Below are 24,168 nucleotides of genomic sequence, written 5' to 3' on the forward strand. Positions count from 1 at the left end.
TGGGTGATGACCATGGCACGGATGTACCCCAGGGAGATCAAGCGGAGCACCACCAGCGGTGCGGAGAGGCTGCTGTTCGAGGAACTCAGGCGACAGCTGCCGGACGAGATCATGGTGTTCCACAGCGTCTGCTGGCAGGATCCGCCGGTAGATGGTAGGGGTCTGAGTCGCGACCGGGAGGCTGACTTCGTGATCCTGGATCCATCGCGCGGGATCCTCGTGCTAGAGGTGAAGGGTGGCCAGGTGTGGCGCGATCCCGACACGGGCCTGTACTACAGCAACGAACACCTTCTCGAGGAGAGCCCCTTCGAACAGGCTAAGACCAACATGTACTCGCTGATGCAGAGGGTGAGAACAGCCAACACCACGGCTCGATGGGCTGGATCCTATCGCTTCGAGTACGCAGTGGCATTCCCCGATTGCTATCTTCTGCCAAATATGGCGGATGTGATGCCATTGCCCCGGCACAAGGTGATGGACTCCACCGACTTAGAAGATCTGGGCTCCTGGGTGCGCAGGGCGCTCGGCCGAGGGGATCCCAGCAGGAAGCTTGAAGGTGAGGCACGGGCGGCGCTGGTGCGGCTGCTATCCGCATCCTCCGAGCCCCCGCCGCTTGGGCTTCTAGCGCTGATCGAGGCGCAGAACAGGAGGTTCGAGGAGCTTACGCAGGGCCAGCGAAACATCCTTCTAGCCATGTCGGAGTACAGGCGACTAGCGGTTGCGGGATGCGCGGGCTCGGGCAAGACCTTCCTGGCGATGGAGCAAGCCTACCGACTGGTGAGCCAGGGGCTCAGGGTGCTCTTCACCTGCCACAACAGAGCTCTCGCCGATTGGGTACGCGAGAGCCTCACGAAGACGTTAGGCGGCTTACCCGATAACCTACACGTGGACGAGTTCGATGGCGTGGCCATCGAGCTCTGCAGGCGCCATGGCGTGTCGGTGCCGGATCCCGAAAGGCTGTCCGAGGCTCAGAAGACCGAGTTCTACCGAGAGACCCTGCCGGAGCTGCTGGACACTGCCCTGGGGCATATGACACAGGAGGATAAGTTCGATGCCGTGGTGGTCGACGAAGCGCAGGACTTCCACGTGCTTCGCTGGGGGCCCCTCCTGGGGTTGCTGAAGGATCCCGGCGAAGGCCACCTATACATCTTCTACGACAGCAACCAGAACTTGTTCGTGCCAGAGGTTGACTTCCCCATCCCCAGGCCGCACCTCATGCTCAGGCAGAACTGCCGCAACACGCAGGCCATCCACTCCCTCGCGGCCAAGTACCATTCTGATCCCGATAGCCTCAGCTGCCTGGGTCCCGAGGGGCTACCCCCGAAGGTTGTGGAGTGCGAGCCTACCGCACAGCTCGCGGCGCTGCGACGGGAGATCATAGAGCTCCGCGAGCAGGGGCTATCGCCGTCCCAGATAGTGGTGCTCACACCTCGCAGCTCCAGGCACAGCGATTTTAAGGAAGGCACAGATGTAGGTCACGGCCTCCGGCTCACGTGGGGTAAACCGGACTCAGGGCACGTAGCGATCCGGAACATCTACGCCTACAAGGGGTTGGAGGCTGATGTGGCGATCGTAGTCGAGCCCCATCACATCCATAGGGAGAAGCTCTCGCAGGTGCTGTACGTGGCTTTCTCGCGTGCCAGGCACCACCTGGTAGTGCTGGGTGGCCTACCTGAACCTCGCTCAAGCTAAAGCTGTTCGGCGCCGATTTTACATAAGCGACAAGATGACAATTTATTCATCTATATTGACACCATTCCCAAAGGGACTTATATTAGGGTGCAGATCGAGGTGACATCTTAGGTCACAGTACTTCCAGCTCCTGGCTGGGGATAGGAGAGTCCTTTGATCGAGAGCATTTACCAGATAGGGGAAGCCGTGCGCAAAGAAGGCCAGGGTACACGCGCTTTCTTGGAGTCGCTGGCTGTCGAGGTGCCTCCTGTCAAAAAGGGCTCGGCACACATAGCTATATTCGACTTCAATCTAGAATCGGGAAAAGTTAAGGTAGAGCTTAGAGAGGCCGGCCGAGAAACGCCCCAGAGATACCTTTGGATAGGTAATGCCTCGGGGATGAACGACCAGGACAGAGTAACCACGAAGGATCTCAAGTACTTAGTGTCCCAGATAGTGCCAAACCTGTTGTTGGGAGCCAGGTTGTCCGATCACTGTCCTCTGCGTGAAAAGCTGCAGCAGCTTGTAGACGTCTTTTACCTCGACATTGGGGAAGCCTATGAGCTGGGTCTGCCTATGGACAGTGGCTACCGCCGGTACAGAAGGCTATGGGACCTAAACAGGATGGGTAAGGAAGGTCCGGACCTAGAGGCTTTGCGAGAGCTTGCTAAGCAAAATGGGGATGCTAAGGCATTACCGGAGGTAGTAGCTCAGGCTGTGATAAAGGCTTTTGGCCTCGATAGTACTGTTGTGCTATTCACACTCTCAATAGATGGTGAGTTAGTGGTTGATGACCCTGATTATCAGGCTTACTTAGAAAGGTCCTATATAGAGGATGCTTTCGAGGATCCTCTTGAGGGTGTATGTTACCTGACGGGCAAGAGAGGACAGGTAACCACGGATATGACCAAGTTTAAATTTAAATATTACATCACCGATAAGCCTGGATTCGCATCTGGTGCTACCAAGAAGGGGTTTATGTCGAATCTAACTATAGGCAAAGAAGCCTATGTGTCGTTGCTTGTAGGTGAAAGGTTTATACAGCGATATCTAGGATTCAGGTTGCAGAGTATAGGCGCCAACGGGTACGTAATTCCGGATGTCTTTACAAATGAGCTCTCAAATAGGTATGCCCGTAACCTCCTGATATCTATCCAGGATTTGAAGCGGAAAGTAGATTATGACCTTGGACTGCAGGATCGTGTGGACTTAGTCCTAAGCAATGAGAGAAGTTTTGGAAGCTACATGGTCAATCTTCTCTTTTATAAGCAGAGCAAGGAAAACTTCAAGGTGCTTCGCCTCATACAAGATGTGCCCGAGTACAGGCTGCAGGAGATCAGGCGTGCCTTGGACGATATCTCGGAGCTGTTCCCCGAGCTGTACGGCTTCCGCTACGGACTAACCCTGAGCAACCTTGGATGGCTGCTGCCGGTGCGCAAGAGCGGTACCGACCTGCTGGTCAAATCCGTGCTCGATTTCTACTCCTCGATCATAGAGGGCGGGGTGCTGGAGAGGCGGGAGCTGGTCGAGGCGTTCCTAGAGCTGGTGCGGGTCTATATGTTCGGCAACCCCAACTACCAGGTGAGCATCCCCAAGGATGACGAGCGAGATTGGACGGTACTGAGATACCTGGCACAAACGAACGTACTGCTGGCCTTCCTTAGGAGCATGGGCCAGTTGAAGGAGGAAGAGATGGACCAAGGTTATCTACAAGACCTCATGCTCTTGGACGAGCAGAGGGAGTACCTCTCGCGCCTGAGGTACACCCCTCAGCAGACAGCGCTCTACCTGTTGGGCACGATCATGGCCGACATAGCCAGAGAGCAGGCGACCATGGGGGGTGAGAACGGCTCGGGTGAGAAGGTTATCCTGAACAAGCTCAACTACGAGGGTATGACCCTGCAGCGCGTGCAGCGCCTGGCGGTCGAGCTGTTCGACAAGATGAGGCAGTACAAAGTGCTCACCCCCTGGAACGAGCAAGCCTTCGCTCAGGCACAGGGCCTGTTGAGCGAGTACGCCTCTCGTTGGAATCTCACCCCCGCCGAGAACGTATACTACATCCTCAGCGGGTACAGCCACTCCACCCTCCAGGCCATGAAGCATGCCCGGTCCCGCTCGAGGGAGGGGGCACAAGCCATAACTACATTGAATGGGGAGTAAACACATATGCCGATACTAGATAGCGATATCCTCTACTTGTACGATGCCAAGCTGACCAACCCCAACGGTGATCCAGACGATGAGAACCGACCGCGCATGGACTCCGTGACCGGAAGGAACTTGGTATCCGATGTCCGGCTCAAGCGTTACCTGCGAGACTACTGGCTCGATGATGGACAGGATATATGGGTTCGCAAGAACGAGGACGGCACCACCACGGATGCCAAGAGCCGGATGAGCGTGCTGCTGGAGGAGTACAACCGGACCAGCGGGCAGAAGCTGTCGACGAAGGAGGCGCGCAACAGCGGGGAGTTCCGATCCTGGTTGCTGGACCGCCTGATGGACGTCCGGCTGTTTGGAGCCACCATGCCCATGGAGAACAGCTCTATCACCTTCACTGGGCCGGTGCAGTTCAGCTGGGGTTACTCTCTCCACAGGGTGGAGATCAATAACTCCGCGACCATATCCAGCCACTTCGCTGGCAGGGATACTGAAGGGAAGGGGGATTACGGCACGTTCGGCAAGGACTGGCGGGTACTGTACTCGCTCATAGGCTTTCACGGCATAGTCAGCCGCAACAGAGCCAGGCATACGGGGCTGCGAGAGAGCGACCTGGAAGCGTTGGACAGGGCCATGCTGGAGGCGATCCCGACCGAGGCCACTTCCAGGAGCAAGATAGGGCAGATACCTCGCTTCTATCTGCGACTCGAGTACAGTGAGGGCTATCCCTACAGGGTCGGCGACCTGCGCGAGGACGTGGTGCTGGAGCCGGTCCAGGGCAAGACCTTGGACACGCTGCGCGATGTGAGGGATTACGTTATCAACCTGGAGAAGGTGGCTGACAGGATAGCCGTCAGGCTCGATGGTCTGGCAGGGGCCAGGCTCTACGTACATCCCGATGTGACGTTCCGGGGCCTGGACAGCCTGACTGGGGTGCTCGGGGATAAGCTGCAAACACTCTCGTAGAGGGACAGAAAGTGCCCAACAAGATGATCATATTCGACCTAGCGGGCGCCTATGCGATGTTCCGCAAGTTCTACACCAACTCCTCGTCCCTGTCCTACCCGTTTCCTCCGAGGACCGTGCTGGCAGGGCTGATAGCGGGGATAATGGGGTACGAGCGGCAGGGGCACAGGAACACCTATGCCGAGCACCTGGCACCAGGTGTGGCGGACATCGCGCTGTCGGTACGTGTGCCGGTGCGCCGTGTGATGCAGACCGTCAACTACGTGATGACCGAGGGCAACGTGTGGTCCAGGAATGCAGGTGGGTTCGATGGCAGCAGGGAGCGCACACTGACACCGGTAGAGTGGGTCTTCCCGGCGTCAGGACGCCGCCAGCTCCGCTATCGAGTCTACCTCACGCACCGCGATGAGGGTTGGCTGGAACGCTTTGCCGGCTACCTGCGATCGGGAGCAGTGTACCCACCCTATCTCGGGATGACGGAATGCCCGGCGGTGATCGAGCCCGTAGCGGAGGTCGAGGACTGGGAGTTGGGGGTCCGGGAGGAGGTCCTGCCCATCTCGACCGTGATCAACGCCGACAAGATAGTGGATCTGCCGTTGCCGGATGCGGACGCACAGATCGTGAAGGAGCGCATGCCGATCGCCCTGGACAACGATAGGAGGTTGCTGCAGATAGGCAACTTCGTGTACGAGCAGCGTCACAACAGACCCATCGAGGCCAAGGTGTCCGTGCCGGTATTCACCGTCACTTACACCGACATCGATGGAGGACAGCTCACAGAGCACGGGGTATTCATGTCGGAATGAAGTTCATTGCCAGGCCAGCCGAGACCAGAGGGGGTAGGGAGTATCCAGAGGAGCTCCTAGCAGACCACCTAAGGGTGGTGGCGGAGGCCGCTCGAGGGTACTTGGTGGGGCCTTGGCCCGACTCCGAGAGGCTATCCGAGCTTGCGTGGGTGGCGGGGGCCACCCACGACTTCGGCAAGTACACCACCTTCTTCCAGGAGAAGCTTCCCCCTCTGGAGAAACCTCCCCCCAAGCCCGAGTACACCCACCACGCGCCGGTCTCGGCCTTGCTGGGCGCCTACGTCTGCCGCCAGCGCTGGCACAGCGACCGGGAAGCTGCCCTGTTGGTGTTTCTGGCGATATGGAGGCACCACGGCGCCTTGGTATGCCCGTCCATGATCCTGCCCGGTAAGCAGCAGTTGCGGGATAGCCCGTTCTACAAGCGCATGATCGGAGGCATAAAGGCCGAGTACGAGGCGATAGCTGCCCAGATAGCCAACATGCAGGGGGAGCACAAAGGGCAGATAATCTCCGAGATGAGTGCTCTGGGCGTGCCCGAGGTGGAGGGCTTCCTCTCGGGAGACGTGGTCCCCGGCCTGATGAGGGATCTGTATGAGGCTTACATGGACCTGTTCTTTGCCTCGGAGGATCCCGGGGCGATGCGCACCTACTGGCACGCGCTGCTGCTGTTCTCGGCCCTGATAGATGCCGACAAGCACATCTCCTCGCGAGTGGGGACGCGAGATGCGCCCCGCTACGACATCCCGTACGAGCTGGTTGAGCGGTACGTGCAGCGCATGCAGCGGGAGCACCAGAGTGTGGCTCGAGCCGAGCTGCTCGAGATCAGGGACGGCGTGTTCCAGGAGAGCACACGCTTCTTCGAGGAGACGCCTGTGGAGGAACTCTTTCCTGGTCTCTTCAGCCTCACGGCGCCAACGGGATCGGGCAAGACCTTGGCAGCGCTCGGTGCGGCCCTCAAGCTGCGGGAGCGCGTCCGGAACACCAAGGGGTGGACGCCACGGATCATCTACGCTCTACCGTTCACGAACATCATCGACCAGAACCATGATGTAATCCAGAAGGTGCTCAGTGAGCTGCCAGGGTACTCAAGTGATCCCCTGGGATACCTCATCAAGCATCACCACCTCGCCACTATCCAGGGGAGTAAGGGCTCTGAGGAGGACGTCCCCACGGAGGAGCAGCTGCTGATGGTAGAATCCTGGGACTCGGAGGTGGTGGTCACCACCTTCGTCCAGCTGTTTGAGTCCATGGTAACCAACTCCAACCGCAGGCTGAAGAAGCTGCACAACGTCGCCGGCAGCATCATCATCCTCGATGAGATCCAGAGTATACCCTACGAGCAGTGGAGCCTAGTGCACGAGACCATCACCACGCTGGCTCAACACCTAGGCTGCACCGTGATCCAGATGACTGCCACTCGCCCGCGCATACTCCCCGAAGCCCGGGAGGTGCTGCCACAGCCGGATAAATACTTCGGGCTATTGGACCGCACGCAGATCGTCCCGAGAGCGGATGTGCGGTCGCTCGAGGATCTGCAGGACTTGGTGCTCGAGCTGGGCGAGAGATACCACTCCGTGCTCGTGATACTCAACACCATACCCAGCGCTGTAAGCTTCTATCAGCAGCTGACATCCTTGGACGGCATAGAGGGTTACCGTGAGCCCTCGGAGCTAGATAGATCTAAGGATGATTGGGACCGCTATTGGGACGACTATTCCCCCAAGGGGCGCATGCTGGTGCACCTGTCGACTAACGTAGTGCCCTGGCAGAGACGCCATCGGGTAGTTGGCCTCGCAAGGATCCTGCGGCGACGCAAGGAAGAACTTCGCCCTATAGTCGTCTCCACCCAGGTGGTGGAAGCTGGGGTGGACCTGGATTTTGATGTCGTCGTGCGGGATCACGCGCCGCTGGACTCTATAGTGCAGGCAGCGGGACGCTGCAACCGCTCCTGGGCTGCCGATGACCAGCGCCCAGTCTACGTTGTCGGGCTGCGTGATGAGCGAGAGCGCCACCTAGCCGAGCGCATCTACGGGAAGGTACTCACTAGGAAGATGGAGGAGGTGCTCTCCTCGCCAAAGGACGAGCCCGAGCTGTACGCAGACATAGAACAGTACTTCGCGCTGCTGCCCGATCTCCTGACGGACGATGAATACAGGGCGTACATATGGGCCATGCGCAAGCTCAACTTTCGCGGCAAGGAGGGCGAAGTCTCGATCTCGCAGTACCGGCACATCGAGGAGGCGGGCGAAGCCTATCCTGTGATCGTCGAGCTGGGGGAGATCGGCCGTAGGGCGCTGAAGAGGCTGCTGGAGGCGCGCGAGGCCTACGCTAGGGTCTCTGCAGCGAGCGTAGACGAGAAGTTTCGGGCTCGCACGCAGCTCAGGAACGCTTATAGTTGCCTTGGCGAGTTCATCATCACACCTTACTCTTACAGGCTTCTGGCCAACAGGCCTCCAAGGCACTCAGAATTGGAGGACCACTTCTACATAAGCACTGACGACCTGGCCGAGTACTACGATCTTGAGACTGGGTTTCGATTGGACAAGATGGGAGACGAGGCGGTGATGCTATGAGCGATGGGGTGACTGGAACTTTAGTTTGGCAATATTTAGTTTGCCCAAGGCAAGTATGGCTTATGTCTCATGAGATAGAGGGTGAACAGGAGCATGACCTGCTGGCAGAAGGAAGGCAGATACAAGAAGAGTACTATCAGAGGTCTGCTAGAGAAGTATCGCTACCGGGCATGCGCATAGACCGCATCAGGAGGGAGAAAGGACAGCTCGTGATCTCAGAGGTGAAGAAGTCCTCCAGGTACATGAGAGCTGCCCGGCTCCAAGTATGCTACTATCTGTGGCGGCTCCAGCAGGAGGGAGTGCAGGCCAAGGGGGAGGTGCTGGTGCCAGAGGAGCGCAAGCGCGAGGTAGTTGAGCTAACCCCGGAGGCGCAGGCGGAGCTTGAGGAGGTCATGCGAGGCATCCAGGAAGTTATGCAGGCCGAACGCCCCCCGGACGCTCGGAAGATCCGCTACTGCGGTAGCTGTGCCTATGAGGAGTTCTGCTGGGCATGAGGAAGCCGGTCTACATCTTCAACGCTGGCACGCTCGAGAGGGAGCAGAACACCTTACGGTTCGTCACGGCCAACGCCAAGCGCTTCGTGCCCGTGGAGACCACGAGCGAGATCCATGTCTTCGGTGAGGTAACGGTCAACGCCAAGCTCCTGAACTTCCTCAGCCAGCACGGCATCCCCCTGCACATCTACAACTACTACGGTTACTGGGCGGGCTCGTACATGCCGCGGGAGCAGTACGTCTCGGGCTACATGACCCTGCAGCAGGCAGCCCACTACTTGGACGATGCCAAGAGGATGCAGCTTGCGAGGTCGTTCGTGGGCGGGGCGCTGGAGAACATGCGCAAGGTGCTCGCCTACTACAACCGCCGAGGTGCCGGCCTCTCAAGCACTTTGACCGAAATGGAAGCCGCTGCCCCGCTTCTGGAAGCCTGCCGAACCACCAGCGAGCTGATGGCGGTGGAGGGGCGCTGCCGAGAGGCGTACTACGGCTGCTGGGACGAGATCTTCCGCAGCGACGAGTTCAGCTTCGGCAGCAGGACTCGCAGGCCTCCGGAGAACAGGGTGAACGCACTGGTCTCCTTTGGAAACAGCCTGCTGTACGTGACGGTGCTGAGCGAGATCTACCGCACCCACCTGGATCCCCGCATAGGTTTCCTGCATACCACCAACCACCGCAGGTACACCCTCAACCTCGACGTGGCGGAGATATTCAAGCCGGTCATAGTCGACCGGGTGATCTTTAGCCTTGTCAACCGGGGAGAGATCAAGGCCAGCGACTTCCGAGCAGACTCTTCGGGAGTGTTCCTCAACGACCACGGTCGCAAGGCGTTCGTGGAGGCGTACGAGGAGCGTCTAAGGGACACCTTCCAGCATCCCAGGCTAGGCAGGGCGGCCTCCTACCGCAGGCTCATACGCCTGGAGCTGTACAAGCTCGAGAAGCACCTCCTGGGGGATGAACCCTACGTACCTTACGTAAGCAGGTGGTAGCGTGTTCGTGATCATGACCTACGATGTGGGCGTGGACAGGGTGAGCAAGGTGCTCAAGGTGGGCAGGAAGTACCTAGTGCACATCCAGAACTCCGTGCTCGAGGGAGAGCTCTCGCAGGCACAGTACAGAGCGCTACTGTCCGAGGTGCGCAGGGTGATCCGGGAGGACACGGACTCCGTGCGCTTCTACGTCCTCCGCACTACCCAGTACATGCGGGTGGAGGAGCTGGGCACCCCCCGCCGCGAGGAGGGCAATTTCTTATGAAATTACCACCTATTAGCTCTCGTCAACGATGCTAGGACGAGGGGTGCAAGGGGTTGTAAGTTGAGGTACGTATGTTTCCTTGCAGCCTAAGCTGGGAGCGTGTGCCTGCATCTGGGGTAGTTGGTGCATCCCCAGAATTGCCCCCTGCTGGAGCTCCGTAGCTCCATGAGACCCCCACACCTCTCGCACCTGTGCTCGGCGCGTGGCCTCTCCACTTGGGCTGCCGAGATCGGCGTCCCCGACCAAGCCCTAGCGATCGCCTCCCTCAGCTCAGCGGGGTTGTACGCTCGGCGTGCGGGCACGCGCAGCAAGGGAAGCCCGCAGCTCTCGAGGACTCCATCCACGAAGTCATCCCTCTCCCTGCGGTCTTGCCGGCTATGGGACTTGTCGTCGAGCTCTATGGCCAGCCTCGGGCGCAAGCTATCCATGTCGCACAGCACGAAGTCCAGATGCTTGCGGTTGATCCTGTTCCAGGCAGCAAACTGGCCCTCCCGCCTGGGAGCGTACACCAGGTCCGCCAGGTTAACCTTGGGACATACGAGCACGCCGTCGCCGCAGATAGCAAGCAGAGTGCGCAAGAAGGAGCTCTCCGCCGGGCTGAGGAAGTCATCCCTCAGCCTGTATACGTGCGTGCTTGTGCTGCGTGGCTTGATCCCCAACAACGCGAGCAGCGTCCCAAGGCATCCGGGTCTTGTGGAGTCTCTCAACTTAATTCGCCTCCTGTGTTGGTTGTTTCTCGGGCATTATGACGTCTGGGGATGAAATCTAGCTTACAGGCGGCTATCAAGTAGGTGACTAATTTAATACCTCGGCCCGCGTTCGCGGTAATATAGTCGCTAAGTGCTGGACGGAGGTTGAGAGCATGTTCACTTTGGAAGCTTACGTGAGGGGCTTGGAGGGGGATACGCCCCGCAGGTACGGCTTTAGTGCCGGCAGTACGCGGGAGGTCGTGGATTGGCAGTACGCCTTCCGACATGCCCTGAGGCGCGCTCTGGGGCTGGAGGCGATAAGGCAGCGGGTACCAACGGCTCCTCCGAGTGCCCAGCGTCTCTCCATGGAGCAGCTGGAGGATCACGTGCGCGAGGACTGGTTGCTGGAGACGGAGCCAGGTGTATCGCTGCCGTTCTACCTGCTCAGGCCCCTGGGCACGGACGGACCGTTGCCCGTAGTGATCACCCCGCACGGGCACGAGCCGGGTGGCAGGCAGGCCGCGGTGGGGATAGCTCAGTCCGAGGAAATACAGCGGGCGGTGGACGAGCTCGAACAGGATGTGGCCCGCCAGGTGGTCCGCCGAGGGTACCTGGCGATCGCCCCAGGGATGCGTGGGCTCTGGGATATGCGCTTGCCAGATGACCTTCGGCAGGGGACCTTCAGCTCATGCGCCCGCCTGCAGTACAGGGCGCTGCTCTTCGGGCGGACCCTGCTAGGGGAGAGGGTGTGGGATATGATCAGGCTGATCGATTGGGCAATCAGCAGACAGGACGTGGACGCTCGACGTATCGCGATCACAGGCAACTCGGGCGGAGGCACCGTGTCGCTCTTCACCGCCGCAGTGGATGAGAGGGTGGGCGTCTGCGTGCCCAGCTGCTACTTCTGTACCTTCATCGATTCCATAGGGCTAATAGAGCACTGCGCGTGCAACTATGTGCCAGGGCTGCTGGGCCTGGGGGAGATGGCCGATGTGGCGGGACTGGTGGCGCCTCGCCCGTTCATGGCGGTGTGCGGCGAGGCAGACCCGATATTCCCGATCGAGGCCTCGAGGCGTGCATTCGGGCAACTGCGGGAGATCTACGAGCTGCTGGGAGCTGGCGATCTGTGCAGGCTGAGCGCACAGCCTGGCGGTCACCGCTACTACGGGAGGGATGTGTGGCCCTTCCTGCGCGAGGTATGGGGCGTGTAGAGCTCTACCCCAGCTCCAGCACCTGCCCGTCCGCAAGCAACCTGGCGCGCAGCTTGGGATAGCTGACCTCCTGCAGGCTCACGGCGTCCTCGATCGCGATCACTGCTGCCGTAGCGGCCGCCTGAGCGAGCGCCATGAACGTCCACTCCAACCGAACCGCCCCGTAGCCTACGTGGCTTGCGGACAAGGTGGTGGGGGTGATGAGGTTGCCACACTCCTCCGATCGCGGTACCAGCGCGCGGTAGGAGATCCCGAAAGGGCCCCATTGGCGCCCACCGAAGACGAACCCCTCGTTGTAAGCGGCACCGTCGCGGACGATGCGCCGTGTGGCGTGCATGTCTGGGGGCCAGTAAGCCACCGCCACGGGATCCGGTACGCTCGCGCGTCCTGACGTATGGCGCTCCGTGATGACGTAGTCGCTCACCATGCGGCGAGCTTCGCGGACGTAGAATCGGCGAGGCCAGCCATGGTTGTCCACGAACTCGTCCTTGGCCAGCCCCCACTGCGACCACTCCTCTCTGACCTCTCTCGGCACTCGGGGGTCGTTGGCCAAGAACCAGCAGAGCCCCTGCGTGAACAGTAGATGCTCCCGCAGCACCCGCTCGCGTACCTCGTAGCTCCCGCCGGGATAGGCGTGGTTCATACCGTAGAGGTTGGCCGACAGGGCGTGCCAGCTGCCGAGGTCCGTTTTGCCGTGGGGGATATTGGCTGCAGGTATCCAGAGATGCCCGCCTGCCTCCGCGTACCGCCGGTAGATCTCATATTGCCAGGGGTCGTAGCCCGGCGGCTTGCTGAAGGGAATCATGTTGGCTGGGTCGCGCGTGAGGCACAGCCGAAAGCAGTAAGCCTGCACCCTATGATCCCCCTCGCCAGGGGTTCCCAAGGGCTCGTCCTGGATTGTAGGGATGACCCCGCTCTGCGGGTCGCCCGGCGTGCAGTACGGGTCCACGCGAACCTCGAATTGACGGTAGGTGTTCTCTCCCCGGATGCCGTTGAGCGTCTCCCCGTAGAGGCAATTGGGCTCCCGACCTATCGTGGTGGACACGCCTGCAGCAGCCAGTAGATCGCCCTCATAAGTGGCATCTATGAACACGGTGCCGGGTACCTGAGTGCCGTCCTCGCAGCGCAGCGCCGATATCCTCCCGTTGGCATCCAGGCGCGCGCCGTGCTCCTGATCCAGCCGCTTCCCGAGGATCACCATCACGCCGTGCTCCCTAACCAGGGAGTTGAACACCTCCTCCGCGACGTGAGGCTCAAACCTCCACAGCTCCGGCACCTTGCGGCGAGCAGCCAGCATCTCTTCGAAAGCCTCTAGCCGGTGGTAGCGCTCGCTGATGCGTCGGTAATACTCCAGCGCCAGTCCTCCCACACATCCCGCCCAGGTGGTAGCCAGGCTCGACGATCAGGGCCCTCAGGCCCATGCTCGCCACCTGTACGGCGGCCATCACCCCGGCGCTCGTGCCTCCATAGATCACGACGTCTGGATCTCTTATCCTTCTACCTCCCAGGATAGCTTGTCCTCCATTGTGCCAGCCGCCAGCTGCCCCCGCAAGCCAGGACCATTGATACTCTTGTCCTAGGACCTTTTGGCCACTGACCGCTGGCAGCTTCTCCTCTATACTGGCTGAGTCGTAGATGTACAGGGAGATGATGTTTTGAGAGACCGCGTCATACTGAAGGCTCTGATCCTTGTGGTCTGCCTGCTGCTGAGCTTCCCAGCGGTTGCAGCCCCGCATGCCAAGGCGCTGGATAGCGAGGAGAGCGAGTTCCTCAGGCTGATCAACGCCCACCGTGCTGAGCTAGGGCTGCCGGAGCTCAAGTTGTCTCCCAGGTTGACCAGGGCCGCGGAGTGGATGAGCCGCGATATGGCCGATAAGGGATACTTCTCGCACACGGACTCGGAGGGTAGGGACCCGTTCGAGCGGATGGCGGCTTTCGGGTACGCCTACAGCACCGCCAAGGGCGAGAACCTGGCGCTGGGCTATGGCTCCGCGGAGAGCGCCTTTAGAGCCTGGATGGGATCTGCGGGTCATCGCCAGAACATGGAGAGTCCGTACTACAGAGCCATCGGTATAGGCAGAGCCTATAGCTCGACCTACGGCTGGTTCTGGACGACGGACTTCGGCGGGCTGAGAGACACCGAGATCTCCCTGTCCCTTGGAGGGTACTCAGCTCGAGATGGCAGCTGGTACGTGTACTCGGGGGAGCAGCTGCCGTTGGCCACCGGTCGGGTGGTCGGGAGCTACCCAGGATGGGGCGTGGATCTCCGGATACAGAGGCTAGTGCTGGTGGACGGCAGGTACACCTGGCGGGACTACGCTTCCCTGGGGGACACCCTGTCGTCCAGCTCCCGTTACAGCAGGACTGTCTCCCTGCCTGCCGGACGCTACAGGGTAAAGGCTGTGTTCCCAGGGGGTAGGGATGTCCTCCGCTCAGTTAGCGGCTATCGCTACCTGCGCGTGCGCTAGTCCCTGGCCAGGGTCAGCGAGAGGGTTGCGAGGGCTCTTGGGAGCATGGCGAGGGCGACGCCCCCGTCACGCACGGGCAGCTCCTCCAGCTCTCCTCCCCACAGGTCACACCTGTGCGCGGACTCTACCCGCAGCAGCCCCGAGCCCACCATCGCCAGGCTCTCCTCGTCGGCCGCGTTCTGTAGCCGCAGCAGCACCCTCTCTCCATCCCTCCAGATGTGGAGCGTTATCACCGGGAGCTCAGGCAGCTGCAGCCAACTGCCCTCCTCCGGCAGCTCGCCGCCCGTCGGCTCCCACAGAGGCTGTACCAGTGGTGGGAGGGCCATCTCCAGCCCCAGCCTGTGCGCTCTAGTCTCCTGGAACTCTCCCCTGTAGGGCAGCAGCCTGTACCTGGCGCTCACCCTGCCGGGTTGGTGGGCCCGGAAGTTCGTCTCCCAGTAGTTGTTGGTGACCCATCCCAGCACCAAGGGAGCCTCCAGCTCCACCCGCTGCTGGTCCCAGCCGAAGGTGAAGCCCCCCAGCTGCACCATCGGGGCATCTGGGCAGGCGATCGTCACACCCCCATCGATCCCCTCCAGGTCCACCCAGCCCTGCACCGTGTAGTAGTCCCGACAGGCCCTGGGCAGCTGGTCCTCCTCCACCCGCATAGCCTGGCCGCCCACGTCCACCCTGGCGCGTGGGGACCGCAGGGCCAGGGGGAAGGCCAGGTAGGTGGCCTCGGGGTAGGTGTGCTGCCCCATGTCCCAGCTGGCCTCCACCTCCAGCCAGTCCTCGTCGTGGGGGATGATGGTCCTCTCCATGAGCTGCCCTCCCACGGGCAGCTCCAGCTCCTGGAGCACCTCCACGCCCCAGGACCACCTGTACACCACGTGCCGCAGCAGCCTGGTGGGCCCCGACCTCCGGGCCTGCCAGCGCCCTCGCCAACCCCTGGCGAGGCCCAGGCGCCTCTCCACCGGCGCCCACAGCGCTCTGCGAGGGTGCTCCAGCCCCGGCTCCCCTACCGGCGTCTCGTGCACCCAGCCGCCCAGGGTGTAGGGGGAGTCCGGGTCCACCAACTCCCCGTTGAGGGCGGTGTGCCAGGACCTGATGCCTCCCCGCTGGGGATCGAACTCCACCCTGTGGCGACGGGTCTGTACCACCAGCTCCTCTCCCTCGCCCAGGGGAGATGCCAGGAGCTCCCGGGACACCACCTTGTAGCCGCAGGCCGGGACCTCCACGGCCTCCGCTAGCGCCCAGCGCATCCCCAAGTCTCTGCTGGCCCAGTGGCGAGCGGCGGTGGGATCATCCGCCCTCCCCCTGGGCAGGAGGTGTGCCCCTCGCAGGGGACCCACGACCCTGGTGGGGAAGGGCAGGGAGTTGCAGAGCAGGATATCACCCTGTTGCCCCCTCACCCTCCTGCCCAGCTCGGCGGAGGCATCACGCGCCAGCAGCAGCGACAGGCTCCTGGCGGTGTGGGCGTAGGAGGCCTTGTGCTGCCACTGGCAGAGGGTGTCCTCCGCCTGGGGCTGGTGCACGCTGATGTCCGCTCCCCAGGTGTGCTCGTCCCACAGCATGAGCGCCTCCCAAGCCTCATCCCGCAGCCCTGACCATCGCCGCGTGGGAGTCCCCAGGGCAGCCACCAGCGCATCGGCCGCCCTCAGCCTGCCACGGCTTGCGCGGTTGATCGCCGTCTCCCTGGCGCTGGAGCCGCAGCCGAAGTTCCAAAAATCCGTCCAATCCCCTCGATGGGTGGGCAGCAGGTCAGCATGCTCCTTCACCGCCCGCCACCAATGGGATGGCAGGGAGATGCGCAGCCTGGGGGTGCCCACCTCCTGGTTCCACCTGCGGACGAACTCTGGTAGGGTAGGGCTGGGGGGAGCGTTGTCCCCGAAGGCGTCGTAGATCTGCAGCATGAGCACCGGCAGGGAGTAGTCCTGGGAGCGCAGCCAGGACTCTATCCTGGGCCACCAGATGTCGCGGAACTCCTGGAGGTCGCGATCTATGCCGGCGTCGCGTGCGAAGCCGTAGTCCCAGCCGTTCCATGCCAGGATGCTCCTGCCGCTGGGTCCCTGCCACCAGAAGGCGTTGGGCCAGCGCAGGGGGGAGCCGCCGAAGTGGATGTTGGTGGCCATGGAGAAGCCCTCGATGCCCGCCTCCAGCAGCACGTCCACCAGGGGCCAGTTGTGGCCGTTGACGTCCGACTGCATGGCGTACCTGATGGGGATCCCCATCTCCCGCAGCCTCGCCACTGGTTGCAGCCCCTGGCAGAGCTCGTCGGTGTCGTACAGGGGAGTGATGTTGTAGGACATAGCGGTCACCTCGATGTTGCCAGCCTCCACCAACCTCAACAGCGCCTCCACCTCCTGGTCGGATGCCCCCTCCAGCCACCGAAGCAGCACGCCGGTGTTCTCCACCGTCCATCGCAGGGCGTGGGGCTCTTGGCTGCCCTCCCACTCCCTGCACAGCGCTATGGCCCTCTCTAGGAACCGTTGGTGCAGCTCCCACACCACGGGCTGATCGTGTGTGTACCCCACGTCCGTGTGGCTGTGGTGTATCAGGTGCACCTCCTCTATCCCTATGTACATGCTCGCCTCCTCCTGGGTTTTAGCCTTCAGGGTACAACGGCTGGGTGGGCGCTGGCAAGCCCTCAGCTTGGGGTAAACTATAGCTGACTACGCGCACGGAGGTTGAACATGCTGGATCGCCTGAGGCGGTGGCTGGTGTACAGGCTGCTGACGACCTTGCCTCCCCGCAGCCGCACGGAGGTGTTGTGGGCGCTGCAGGCGGCTGCCAGGGGCAGGGCCATACCGCGCAGGGAGCTCGACTGGCTCATCTCGGCCCTGACGCTGGGGGAGCTGAGGCTGCGCAACGCCATGGTCCCCCGGGTGGACGTGGTGGCGGTGGAGGAGAGCTCCTCGCTGCAAGAGGTGGCCGAGAAGATGCTGACGCATGGCAGGCGCAGGCTCGTGGTGTACCGGGAATCGATCGACGACCCAAGGGGTGTGGTGCACGCGCTGGATGTGCTGGGGGCGCTGGTGCGCGGCGAGGAGGCGCGGGCTGGCGACCTCGCGCGCGGCTGCCCGATGCTGCCGGAGTCGCTGCCCCTGCCCGAGGTGATAGAGGTGATGCGTACCCAGAGGAGCCAGCTGGTGATGGCTGTGGATGAAAGGGGAGGACTCGCGGGCATCGCCACCCAGGAGGACGTCCTCGAGCAGCTCACCGGCCCTCTGCCGGACGAGTACTCCCGGGAGGACGAGCGGCTGGTGCGCGTCGTGCGTCCCGGCGTGGCTATAGTCCGCGCAAGCACCGGGATAGCGGATGTCGAGCGAGCCCTCGGGATCAAGATGCCCCATGAGGACTTCGTGTCGCTCGGAGGGCTCGTGTACGAGCGATTGGGCAGGGTCCCCCGAGAGGGGGACGTGCTCGAGCTGCCCGGCGTCCGGATCGAGGTGCTCGCCATGGAGGGCGCCCGGATTAGGGAGCTGCGGGTCGAGGTGCCGTCCTTGGCGGGCAGTCGCTATCCCCAGCCCCCACAAGGAGACCGACGGAGGCTGGAACTCCGCATCGGCCGGGATGTGGTCTGCGGCGCGGATACCATCGGCGCGCTCTCCAAGGTGGTGGTGGATCCCGTGGCCGGCAAGATCAGCCAGCTCGTGGTGCGTGGCCGGGACGACGTGGAGCGGCTGGTACCGATCGACCTGGTGGAGCGCGAGGAGGAGGGTTACATCTTCCTCCGTGAGGAGTGCTCCAGCCGCAAGCTTTCGACCTACGACCCCCGCGCGTACGTGGGGGTCGCCGGGGGCTGGAGCTCGGAGCGCACGGCCTACTCCCAGGAAGAAGCGGTGTACTCCCTGGAAGGTGTGCCCCAGGAGCTGGGACACAGGCCCACGGCCAACCATGGCACCGCCTTCACGGGTGTGGAGATCACCCGCAGAACCGTTGTCAGGTGCGATGGAGGGACCGTGGGGAGGGTGGACCTCGTGCTGTTCGACAGGTCTTTCGGGGGCGCTACCCACGTGGTGGTCCGGCGGGGCCTGGCTGGCATGCTGGCCCCGAGGGACATCATCGTGCCCCTCTCCTGGGCTACGCGGATCACCCCGGAGGAGATCGAGCTGGGAGTGAGCTGCGACGAGGTGGAGCTCCTGCCGGAGTACAGGCCCGACGTGGAGATCCTGGGGGAGGTCTACCAGGCGCTGAGGGAGGACCCTCGGTTCGAGGGCGTCGACTTCTACGCTGTGCACGTGGAGGTGGACGAGGGCATTGTCAGGCTGCGGGGACACGTGCGGACGCGGGAGCTGCGCCAGGCAGCGGAGGAGCTGGCCTGGCGGGTGAGGGGCGTGCTTGGGGTCGACAACGGCCTCTTCGCCGACGAGGAGATCACCCAGGAGGTAGCCAAGGCAATCGAGGGGGATTCCAGGGTGACGGTGCGCGACCTGAAGGTGACCTCCCTGCTGGGGGCGGTGGAGCTGGAGGGGGTAGTCTCCTCGGATGCCGAGCGAGAGGTGGTCGCCGAGATAGCTCGCCGGGTACCAGGGGTGCAGGGGGTGAACAACCTGCTGCGGGTCGAACCCAAGTCCTGAGATCCCGATCACCAAGCTCGCGGGGTTCACAGCTTGGGTGTAAGCCTGCTATGATGCTAGGACGAACCTGCTACATGTTGGGAGGAGTTGCTCTATGGAGCAAGAGCATCGAGCCTACCTGGGATACGCTGGCGAGCTGCGCAGGCGGGCCGAGCCCCTGTTCGAGTCGATCTATCAGCACCCGTTCGTGCAAGGGATCGCACGCGGCGAGCTAACTAGCGAACAGTTGGCGCACTACGTCCGCCAGGACTTTCAGTACCTCACAGTGTTCTGCCAGGTGTACGGCCTGGCCATAGCTAAGAGCCGGCGTCGGGAGGACATAGCCTTCTTCAACGGCCAGATAGGCTTCATCCTGGACAGCGAGCATCACCCCCACAACAACTTCGCCCGGGTAGCTGGCTGCTCGCTCGAGGAGCTGGCCAGGGACGCGGAGCTGGCGCCGACCGCCCACAGCTACACCCGCCATATGCTCTACGTAGCTCATAGCGGGACCCTTGGGGAGCTGCTGTGCGCGCTGTATCCCTGTCCGCTGACCTACTGGGAGATCGGCCGGCGGCTGCAGGCCGAGGTGGCCCCGGATGCTTCCCATCCATTCAAGGAATGGATAGAGTTCTACGCTAGCCCCACCGTAGGTGACATCTGCGGCGAGTTCGGGGAGAGGATAGCACGATGGGCAGAGGGCACCGGCGAGGAGGAGCGCGCCCGTATGGCGGAGTACTTCCTGACCAGCTGCCGCATGGAGTACATGTTCTGGGATATGGCATACAAACTGGAGCGATGGCCAATCTAGCACGGAGGAGGATGAGATGCCTATCGTTGAGAGAGATGGTACCTGGTGGATAGCGGGGCAGAGGTTCTGCTACGCGCTGCGGCGCGACGAGGAGGGCCAGCTGCGTCACCTACACTTCGGCTCCCTTTTGACGGATGCGGATGTATTGGGGCGGGCTGCCAAATTCACTGGCCCATTCATGGGAAACTTGGGACTGGAGTACCCGGCATGGGGAGGTTTGTACTTTGAGGAGCCGTGCCTGAAGCTCTCGTTTGCAGACGGCAGCAGGGGAGCCTTGCTGGAGTACTCCTCGCACAGGATCTGGGAGGAGGAGGGTGTCAGCTGGCTGGAGATCACCTTGCGGGATCCAGCTTACCCACTGCTGGTGAGGCTGGCTTATGGGCTGCACGAGGGCTATGACCTCCTCGAGAGGTACGCTGAGGTGGTCAACGAGTCGGGGGAGCCGGTGCAGCTGGAGGAGGTGCTCTCCGCCGCTTGGCACCTGCCCCCGGGAGGGGGCTATACCCTGGTGCACCTCGCCGGCCGCTGGGGCGCGGAGACCCAGGTCATAGAGGAGCCCGTGACCCCGGGCAAGAAGGTGCTCGAGAGCCGCAGGGGACACACCAGCCACTTCGCCAACCCGTGGTACGCGATCACCCGGGGAAAACCCCTCGAGGAGAGCTGCGAGGTTTGGTTCGGGGCCGTGGCCTGGAGCGGCAACTGGAAGCTGGCGGTCGAGGCCGACACCACTGGCAGGGTTCAGGTCTCCGGCGGCATCAACGACTTTGACTTCGCTTGGCGGTTGGGGCCAGGCGAGAGCTTCCGAACCCCCTCATTCTTCGGCGGCTTCACCTCCGGGGGGCTGGGGGATGCGAGCCGCGTCCTGCACAGGTTCGAGCGGGAGAGGGTGCTGCCCAGGGAGTTCGCCTCCCAGCCACGGCCGGTGCTGTACAACTCTTGGGAGGCCACGGGCTTCGACATCAACGAGGAGAACCAGTCCCGCTTGGCGGAGATAGCCGCCTCGCTGGGGGTCGAGCTGTTCGTGGTGGATGACGGCTGGTTCGGCGCCCGCGACAGCGACCGCGCTGGGTTGGGCGACTGGACCCCCAGCCCCAAGAAGTTCCCCCAGGGGTTGGGTCCCCTCATACAGAGAGTGAAGGACCTTGGGATGGCGTTCGGGCTGTGGGTGGAGCCTGAGATGGTCAATCCGGACAGCGACCTGTACCGAGCCCATCCTGACTGGGTGTATCACTTCCCGAAGAGGCCACGCACGGAGAGCCGCAACCAGCTGGTGCTCAACCTGGCTCGGCCGGAAGTCGAGGAACATATCACCAGCGTGCTGGACAAGCTCCTGTCGGAGTACGACATCGACTTCATCAAGTGGGACATGAACCGCCCGTTCTCGGAGCCTGGTTGGCCCGATGCGCCGCCGGAGCGGCAGCGGGAGGTGTGGGTGCGGCATGTGCAGGCCGTCTACCGGATCCTGCGCACCCTGCGGGAGCGGCACCCACGCGTCGCGTTTGAGTCCTGCTCAGGGGGCGGAGGCAGGGTGGACCTGGGGATCATGGCGCTTACCGACCAGGTATGGACGAGCGACAACACCGACGCCTACGACCGCCTGTGGATCCAGGAGGGCTACTCCATGGCCTACTGCGCCCGGACGATGATGTGCTGGGTGACGGACTCTCCCTCCCACTTCTCCAACCGCGCCGTGCCGCTGCGCTTTCGCTTCCACTGCGCGATGATGGGGGGGCTGGGCATCGGTGGCAACCTGCTGAAGTGGTCTGAGCCGGAGCTGGAGGAGGCTCGTAGGCTGGTAGCCAGGTACAAGGAGATCAGGCACATCGTGCAGTTCGGTGACCAGTACAGGCTGTCCTCCCCTCGCAAGGGGGACGTGACTGCCGTGCAGTACGTGTCCCCAGAGCGTGGGGAGTCGGTGTGCTTCGTGCTGAGGCCCGTGCACAGATTGATGGATCCCATGCCGAGGGTGCGGCTGCTAGGACTTGACCCCGATGCCACGTACCAGGTCGAGCCTCTGGGAGTCAAGCTCAGGGGTGACGTACTGATGGCCCACGGCCTCGAGCTGCCGCTTTGGGGAGACTGGGCGAGCGAGCTGCTCTGGCTCAGGAGGGGCTGAGCAGCCGCTCCAGCTGGAGCGGTCCCAGGGCCAGCAGGACCATGATAGCCAACCCGCTCGTCGCCAGCGGCAGCGCTCCCAAAGGCAGCGCGAGCAGCGGGTGGGTGTCCCACAGCCATAACGCGCCCAGGGCAGGCAGCGCCACGGCCGCCAGCACCCCTAGCCCTGCCAAGCCGCCCACCGCACTGGCCACGAAGCTGACCTGTCGTCCAGCGTCCTGCCAGTCGAGGCGCGGCCACCTGACAGCCACCCAGAGCAGAACGCCAGCCAGCGTCACAGCCAGCAACGTAGTGATGAGCAGCATGTAGATGGTCGCCAGTGGGTGCAGGCCAGCCCACAGCCCGTACGCGATGTCAAGGGCCGCTGCCAGGGCAAGGGGAGGTACGGCCGCGTAGAGCCACTTGCCCACGAAGATCTCCCTCGGTGACAGGGGGCAAAGGGTCAGGAGGTAGAGCCTCCTCCCCTCCCGGTTGATACTTGGCTGCGCAAGCGTCATGATCATGAAGTACATGCCCATGTCTATCGTCGCGAAGATCGGCCACCCCTCACCCCTGGTGGAGGCTACCGCCAGGCTACGGTAGACGCCAGCGCCGAAGATCACCAGCGGATACAGCAGCCCCACCAAGTGCTGGGGATCCCTGCGCAGCTCCTTCCAGTCCTTGGAGGCTAGCGACCACCAGGGAGGGCGAGCACCCGCGCGATCACGCCCGGATCTATGCGACCGCGTGCTGGTGGCTACCTCCTGGAAGGACGCCCAGCCCAACTCAAACACCCGTACGGAGAGCCAGAGCCCCAGCGCTCCGGCGGCCGCGGAGGTCACGGCGGTCCCCAGCAGGTAGGCGGCAGCCCTCAGTTCGTCTCCCTGTAGAGCCAGAGCGAGCGCTTGCCCAGGCCAGCTCGTTGGCAGGCGTCCAAGCCACTCGAGCACTGCCCCCGAGCCAAGGATCTCGACAGCCCTCTGGGCCAACAGCTGCGAGCCCGCGTAATACGCCAGCCCCAGCCCAGCACCCAACAGGGAGGCGATCGCCCTTGCCCGAGCAGGAGGGATCCACCGCAGCACCGCCACCGTCAGCAGCGTCGCTGCTGCCAGCGGCGCCGCTGGCAGCAGCAGGACTGCGAGCATAGCCAGCGGCCAGTAACTGCACGGGTGGTCGAACGTCAACCCGAGCCCGGCGACAACCAGCGCCGAGGGCAGCAACGCCAGGCCCAGCAACCGCAGGTAGGATGCTATCAGCTTCTCCAACACCACCCACCAGGAGGCTACCGGCGTCAGGAGGAGCAATCGCAGATCTCCCTTCGTCGTCAGCGACTCTAGCAGCGCGGGTACGGCCATAAGGAATAGGAACGTCACGCCGGCGGTCGAGCACCACAGGAGGAAAGTTCGCAGGTAGCCCCCGCTTTGTGCCTCCCCGAAGAGCGATACGATGACGAGCAGCACTGCGGCGGCCACGCACAGCACCGCGACTGCTGAGCTCACAAGCCCCAGCCAGGGCCTGCGGGAGTCCTGCCGGGGGGATGGGCGGAGGAGCATCTTGATCCTTAGAGTCAGCAAGGTCCGCATATAGTGCCACATGGCCTAGGCCTCCGGCACGCCCTCCGCCTCCTGCGTCAACCGCAGGAAGACGTCCTCGAGGGTCGCGTCCTCTCCGGCCCTGGCGGCATCCCTCAGCTCCTCCAACGATCCCTGCGCTACTATCCTGCCGCGGTCCAAGATGGCCACCCGGTCGCAGATCTGCTCTGCCATCTCCAGGATGTGCGTGCAGATCAGCACGGTGCGGCCCTCGTCAGCCATCGCCCGGAGCGTGTCCTTTAGCAGGCGCGCGCTGCGGGGATCGAGGCCAACGGTGGGCTCATCCAGGAACAGCACCTGTGGCTGGTGGACGAGCTGCCCGCATAGCGCGACCTTCTCCCGCATGCCCCGAGAGTAGCTCCCGATCTGCGAGTCAGCGACCTCCCTCAGCCCGAAGCGCTCTAGCAGCTCATCTACCATGGCAGCTACTGGCCCCCTCACCCTGTACAGCTCAGCCATGAGGGTGACGAACTCCCTGCCGGTGAGCTTCTCATAAAGGTAGGGCTCGTCCGGCACGTAGCCGATCAGCCTCTTGACCACGATCGGCTCCCTCTCCGGGTCGTGGCCGCATATGCGCACGCGACCGGCGGTCGGTCGCAGCAGGCCGGTGAGCATCCCGACCGTGGTGGTTTTCCCCGCGCCGTTAGGTCCCAGCAGGCCGACTATCTCGCCCTCCCTCAGCACCAGGTCGATGCCGTCCACCGCGAGGTTGCGGCCGTAACGCTTGGTCAACCCCTGCGCCAATACTGCCCCTTCCAAGGTCTACCTCCGAGCGTAACCAGATCGTAGCTATTGTACATACTGGCAGCGTGGCATGCATCTGGCTGTAAGGGCCGCAAAA

17 protein-coding genes and 2 pseudogenes are annotated in these 24,168 nt (G+C 62.7%); 14 read left to right on the forward strand and 5 right to left on the reverse strand.

The features are described from left to right. Positions 1-12: 12 nt before the first annotated feature. The 8 genes from TTER_RS12215 to cas2 all read left to right on the forward strand — a co-directional run bounded on the left by TTER_RS12215 (position 13) and on the right by cas2 (position 9,924). Complete coding sequence (locus tag TTER_RS12215; protein ID WP_012876350.1) at positions 13-1,692, forward strand: DEAD/DEAH box helicase; 1,680 nt, start codon at positions 13-15, stop codon at positions 1,690-1,692. A gap of 153 nt (positions 1,693-1,845) precedes the next feature. Then, positions 1,846-3,831: a TIGR02556 family CRISPR-associated protein gene (locus TTER_RS12220; RefSeq protein ID WP_012876351.1), complete on the forward strand. Its 1,986-nt coding sequence runs from the start codon at positions 1,846-1,848 to the stop codon at positions 3,829-3,831. Positions 3,832-3,837: 6 nt separating this feature from the next. After that, complete coding sequence (gene cas7b / locus TTER_RS12225; RefSeq protein WP_012876352.1) at positions 3,838-4,797, forward strand: type I-B CRISPR-associated protein Cas7/Csh2; 960 nt, start codon at positions 3,838-3,840, stop codon at positions 4,795-4,797. Between the two features lie 11 nt (positions 4,798-4,808). Then, positions 4,809-5,603: a CRISPR-associated protein Cas5 gene (cas5, locus tag TTER_RS12230; RefSeq protein WP_012876353.1), complete on the forward strand. Its 795-nt coding sequence runs from the start codon at positions 4,809-4,811 to the stop codon at positions 5,601-5,603. Further along, positions 5,600-8,176 (forward strand): CRISPR-associated endonuclease Cas3'', encoded by a 2,577-nt coding sequence (locus TTER_RS12235; protein WP_012876354.1) that lies wholly within the window; start codon positions 5,600-5,602, stop codon positions 8,174-8,176. The genes cas5 and TTER_RS12235 overlap by 4 nt, the downstream gene beginning before the upstream one ends. Beyond that, positions 8,173-8,670: a CRISPR-associated protein Cas4 gene (cas4, locus tag TTER_RS12240; protein ID WP_012876355.1), complete on the forward strand. Its 498-nt coding sequence runs from the start codon at positions 8,173-8,175 to the stop codon at positions 8,668-8,670. The genes TTER_RS12235 and cas4 overlap by 4 nt, the downstream gene beginning before the upstream one ends. Beyond that, positions 8,667-9,659 carry a type I-B CRISPR-associated endonuclease Cas1b gene (gene cas1b, locus TTER_RS12245; RefSeq protein ID WP_012876356.1) on the forward strand — a complete coding sequence of 331 codons (993 nt, stop codon included), beginning with the start codon at positions 8,667-8,669 and terminating at the stop codon, positions 9,657-9,659. The genes cas4 and cas1b overlap by 4 nt, the downstream gene beginning before the upstream one ends. 1 nt (position 9,660) lies before the next feature. Continuing rightward, positions 9,661-9,924 (forward strand): CRISPR-associated endonuclease Cas2, encoded by a 264-nt coding sequence (cas2, locus tag TTER_RS12250; protein WP_012876357.1) that lies wholly within the window; start codon positions 9,661-9,663, stop codon positions 9,922-9,924. A gap of 86 nt (positions 9,925-10,010) precedes the next feature. Here cas2 and TTER_RS12255 read toward each other — a convergent pair whose 3' ends face one another. Next, a complete protein-coding gene (locus TTER_RS12255) occupies positions 10,011-10,631 on the reverse strand; it encodes a DUF2726 domain-containing protein (protein ID WP_012876358.1) in 621 nt (206 codons plus the stop codon). 155 nt (positions 10,632-10,786) lie between these two features. Between TTER_RS12255 and TTER_RS15465 the strand changes: the two genes are divergently transcribed. Beyond that, the gene (locus TTER_RS15465; RefSeq protein WP_012876359.1) at positions 10,787-11,824 is read left to right on the forward strand and encodes an alpha/beta hydrolase family protein; all 1,038 of its coding nucleotides are present in this window, start codon (positions 10,787-10,789) and stop codon (positions 11,822-11,824) included. Positions 11,825-11,828: 4 nt separating this feature from the next. Here the strand turns inward: TTER_RS15465 and TTER_RS12265 are convergent. Continuing rightward, positions 11,829-13,560, reverse strand: a pseudogene (locus TTER_RS12265) (FAD-dependent oxidoreductase). Between TTER_RS12265 and TTER_RS15040 the strand changes: the two are divergent. Further along, a complete protein-coding gene (locus tag TTER_RS15040; RefSeq protein ID WP_049823070.1) occupies positions 13,516-14,292 on the forward strand; it encodes a CAP domain-containing protein in 777 nt (258 codons plus the stop codon). The pseudogene TTER_RS12265 and the gene TTER_RS15040 overlap by 45 nt on opposite strands. On the opposite strand, the gene TTER_RS12275 is transcribed toward TTER_RS15040, so the two are convergent. Further along, positions 14,289-16,856: a glycoside hydrolase family 38 N-terminal domain-containing protein gene (locus tag TTER_RS12275; RefSeq protein ID WP_012876361.1), complete on the reverse strand. Its 2,568-nt coding sequence runs from the start codon at positions 16,854-16,856 to the stop codon at positions 14,289-14,291. The genes TTER_RS15040 and TTER_RS12275 overlap by 4 nt on opposite strands. Before the next feature lie 354 nt (positions 16,857-17,210). Between TTER_RS12275 and TTER_RS16415 the strand changes: the two are divergent. The 4 genes and pseudogenes from TTER_RS16415 to TTER_RS12290 all read left to right on the forward strand — a co-directional run. Next, positions 17,211-17,708, forward strand: a pseudogene (locus TTER_RS16415) (transporter associated domain-containing protein); the annotation flags it as partial. Positions 17,709-17,846: 138 nt separating this feature from the next. After that, a complete protein-coding gene (locus TTER_RS16115) occupies positions 17,847-18,851 on the forward strand; it encodes a BON domain-containing protein (protein ID WP_241215245.1) in 1,005 nt (334 codons plus the stop codon). 94 nt (positions 18,852-18,945) lie between these two features. Continuing rightward, positions 18,946-19,641 (forward strand): thiaminase II, encoded by a 696-nt coding sequence (gene tenA / locus TTER_RS12285; protein ID WP_012876363.1) that lies wholly within the window; start codon positions 18,946-18,948, stop codon positions 19,639-19,641. A gap of 16 nt (positions 19,642-19,657) precedes the next feature. Continuing rightward, positions 19,658-21,757: an alpha-galactosidase gene (locus TTER_RS12290; protein ID WP_012876364.1), complete on the forward strand. Its 2,100-nt coding sequence runs from the start codon at positions 19,658-19,660 to the stop codon at positions 21,755-21,757. On the opposite strand, the gene TTER_RS12295 is transcribed toward TTER_RS12290, so the two are convergent. After that, a complete protein-coding gene (locus tag TTER_RS12295; RefSeq protein WP_012876365.1) occupies positions 21,744-23,330 on the reverse strand; it encodes a putative ABC transporter permease subunit in 1,587 nt (528 codons plus the stop codon). The genes TTER_RS12290 and TTER_RS12295 overlap by 14 nt on opposite strands. Positions 23,331-23,333: 3 nt before the next feature. After that, positions 23,334-24,086 (reverse strand): ABC transporter ATP-binding protein, encoded by a 753-nt coding sequence (locus tag TTER_RS12300; protein WP_012876366.1) that lies wholly within the window; start codon positions 24,084-24,086, stop codon positions 23,334-23,336. Between the last annotated feature and the right edge of the window lie 82 nt (positions 24,087-24,168).

Origin of the sequence: Thermobaculum terrenum ATCC BAA-798 (assembly GCF_000025005.1) — a bacterium.
In the GTDB taxonomy this organism is placed as follows: domain Bacteria; phylum Chloroflexota; class Chloroflexia; order Thermobaculales; family Thermobaculaceae; genus Thermobaculum; species Thermobaculum terrenum.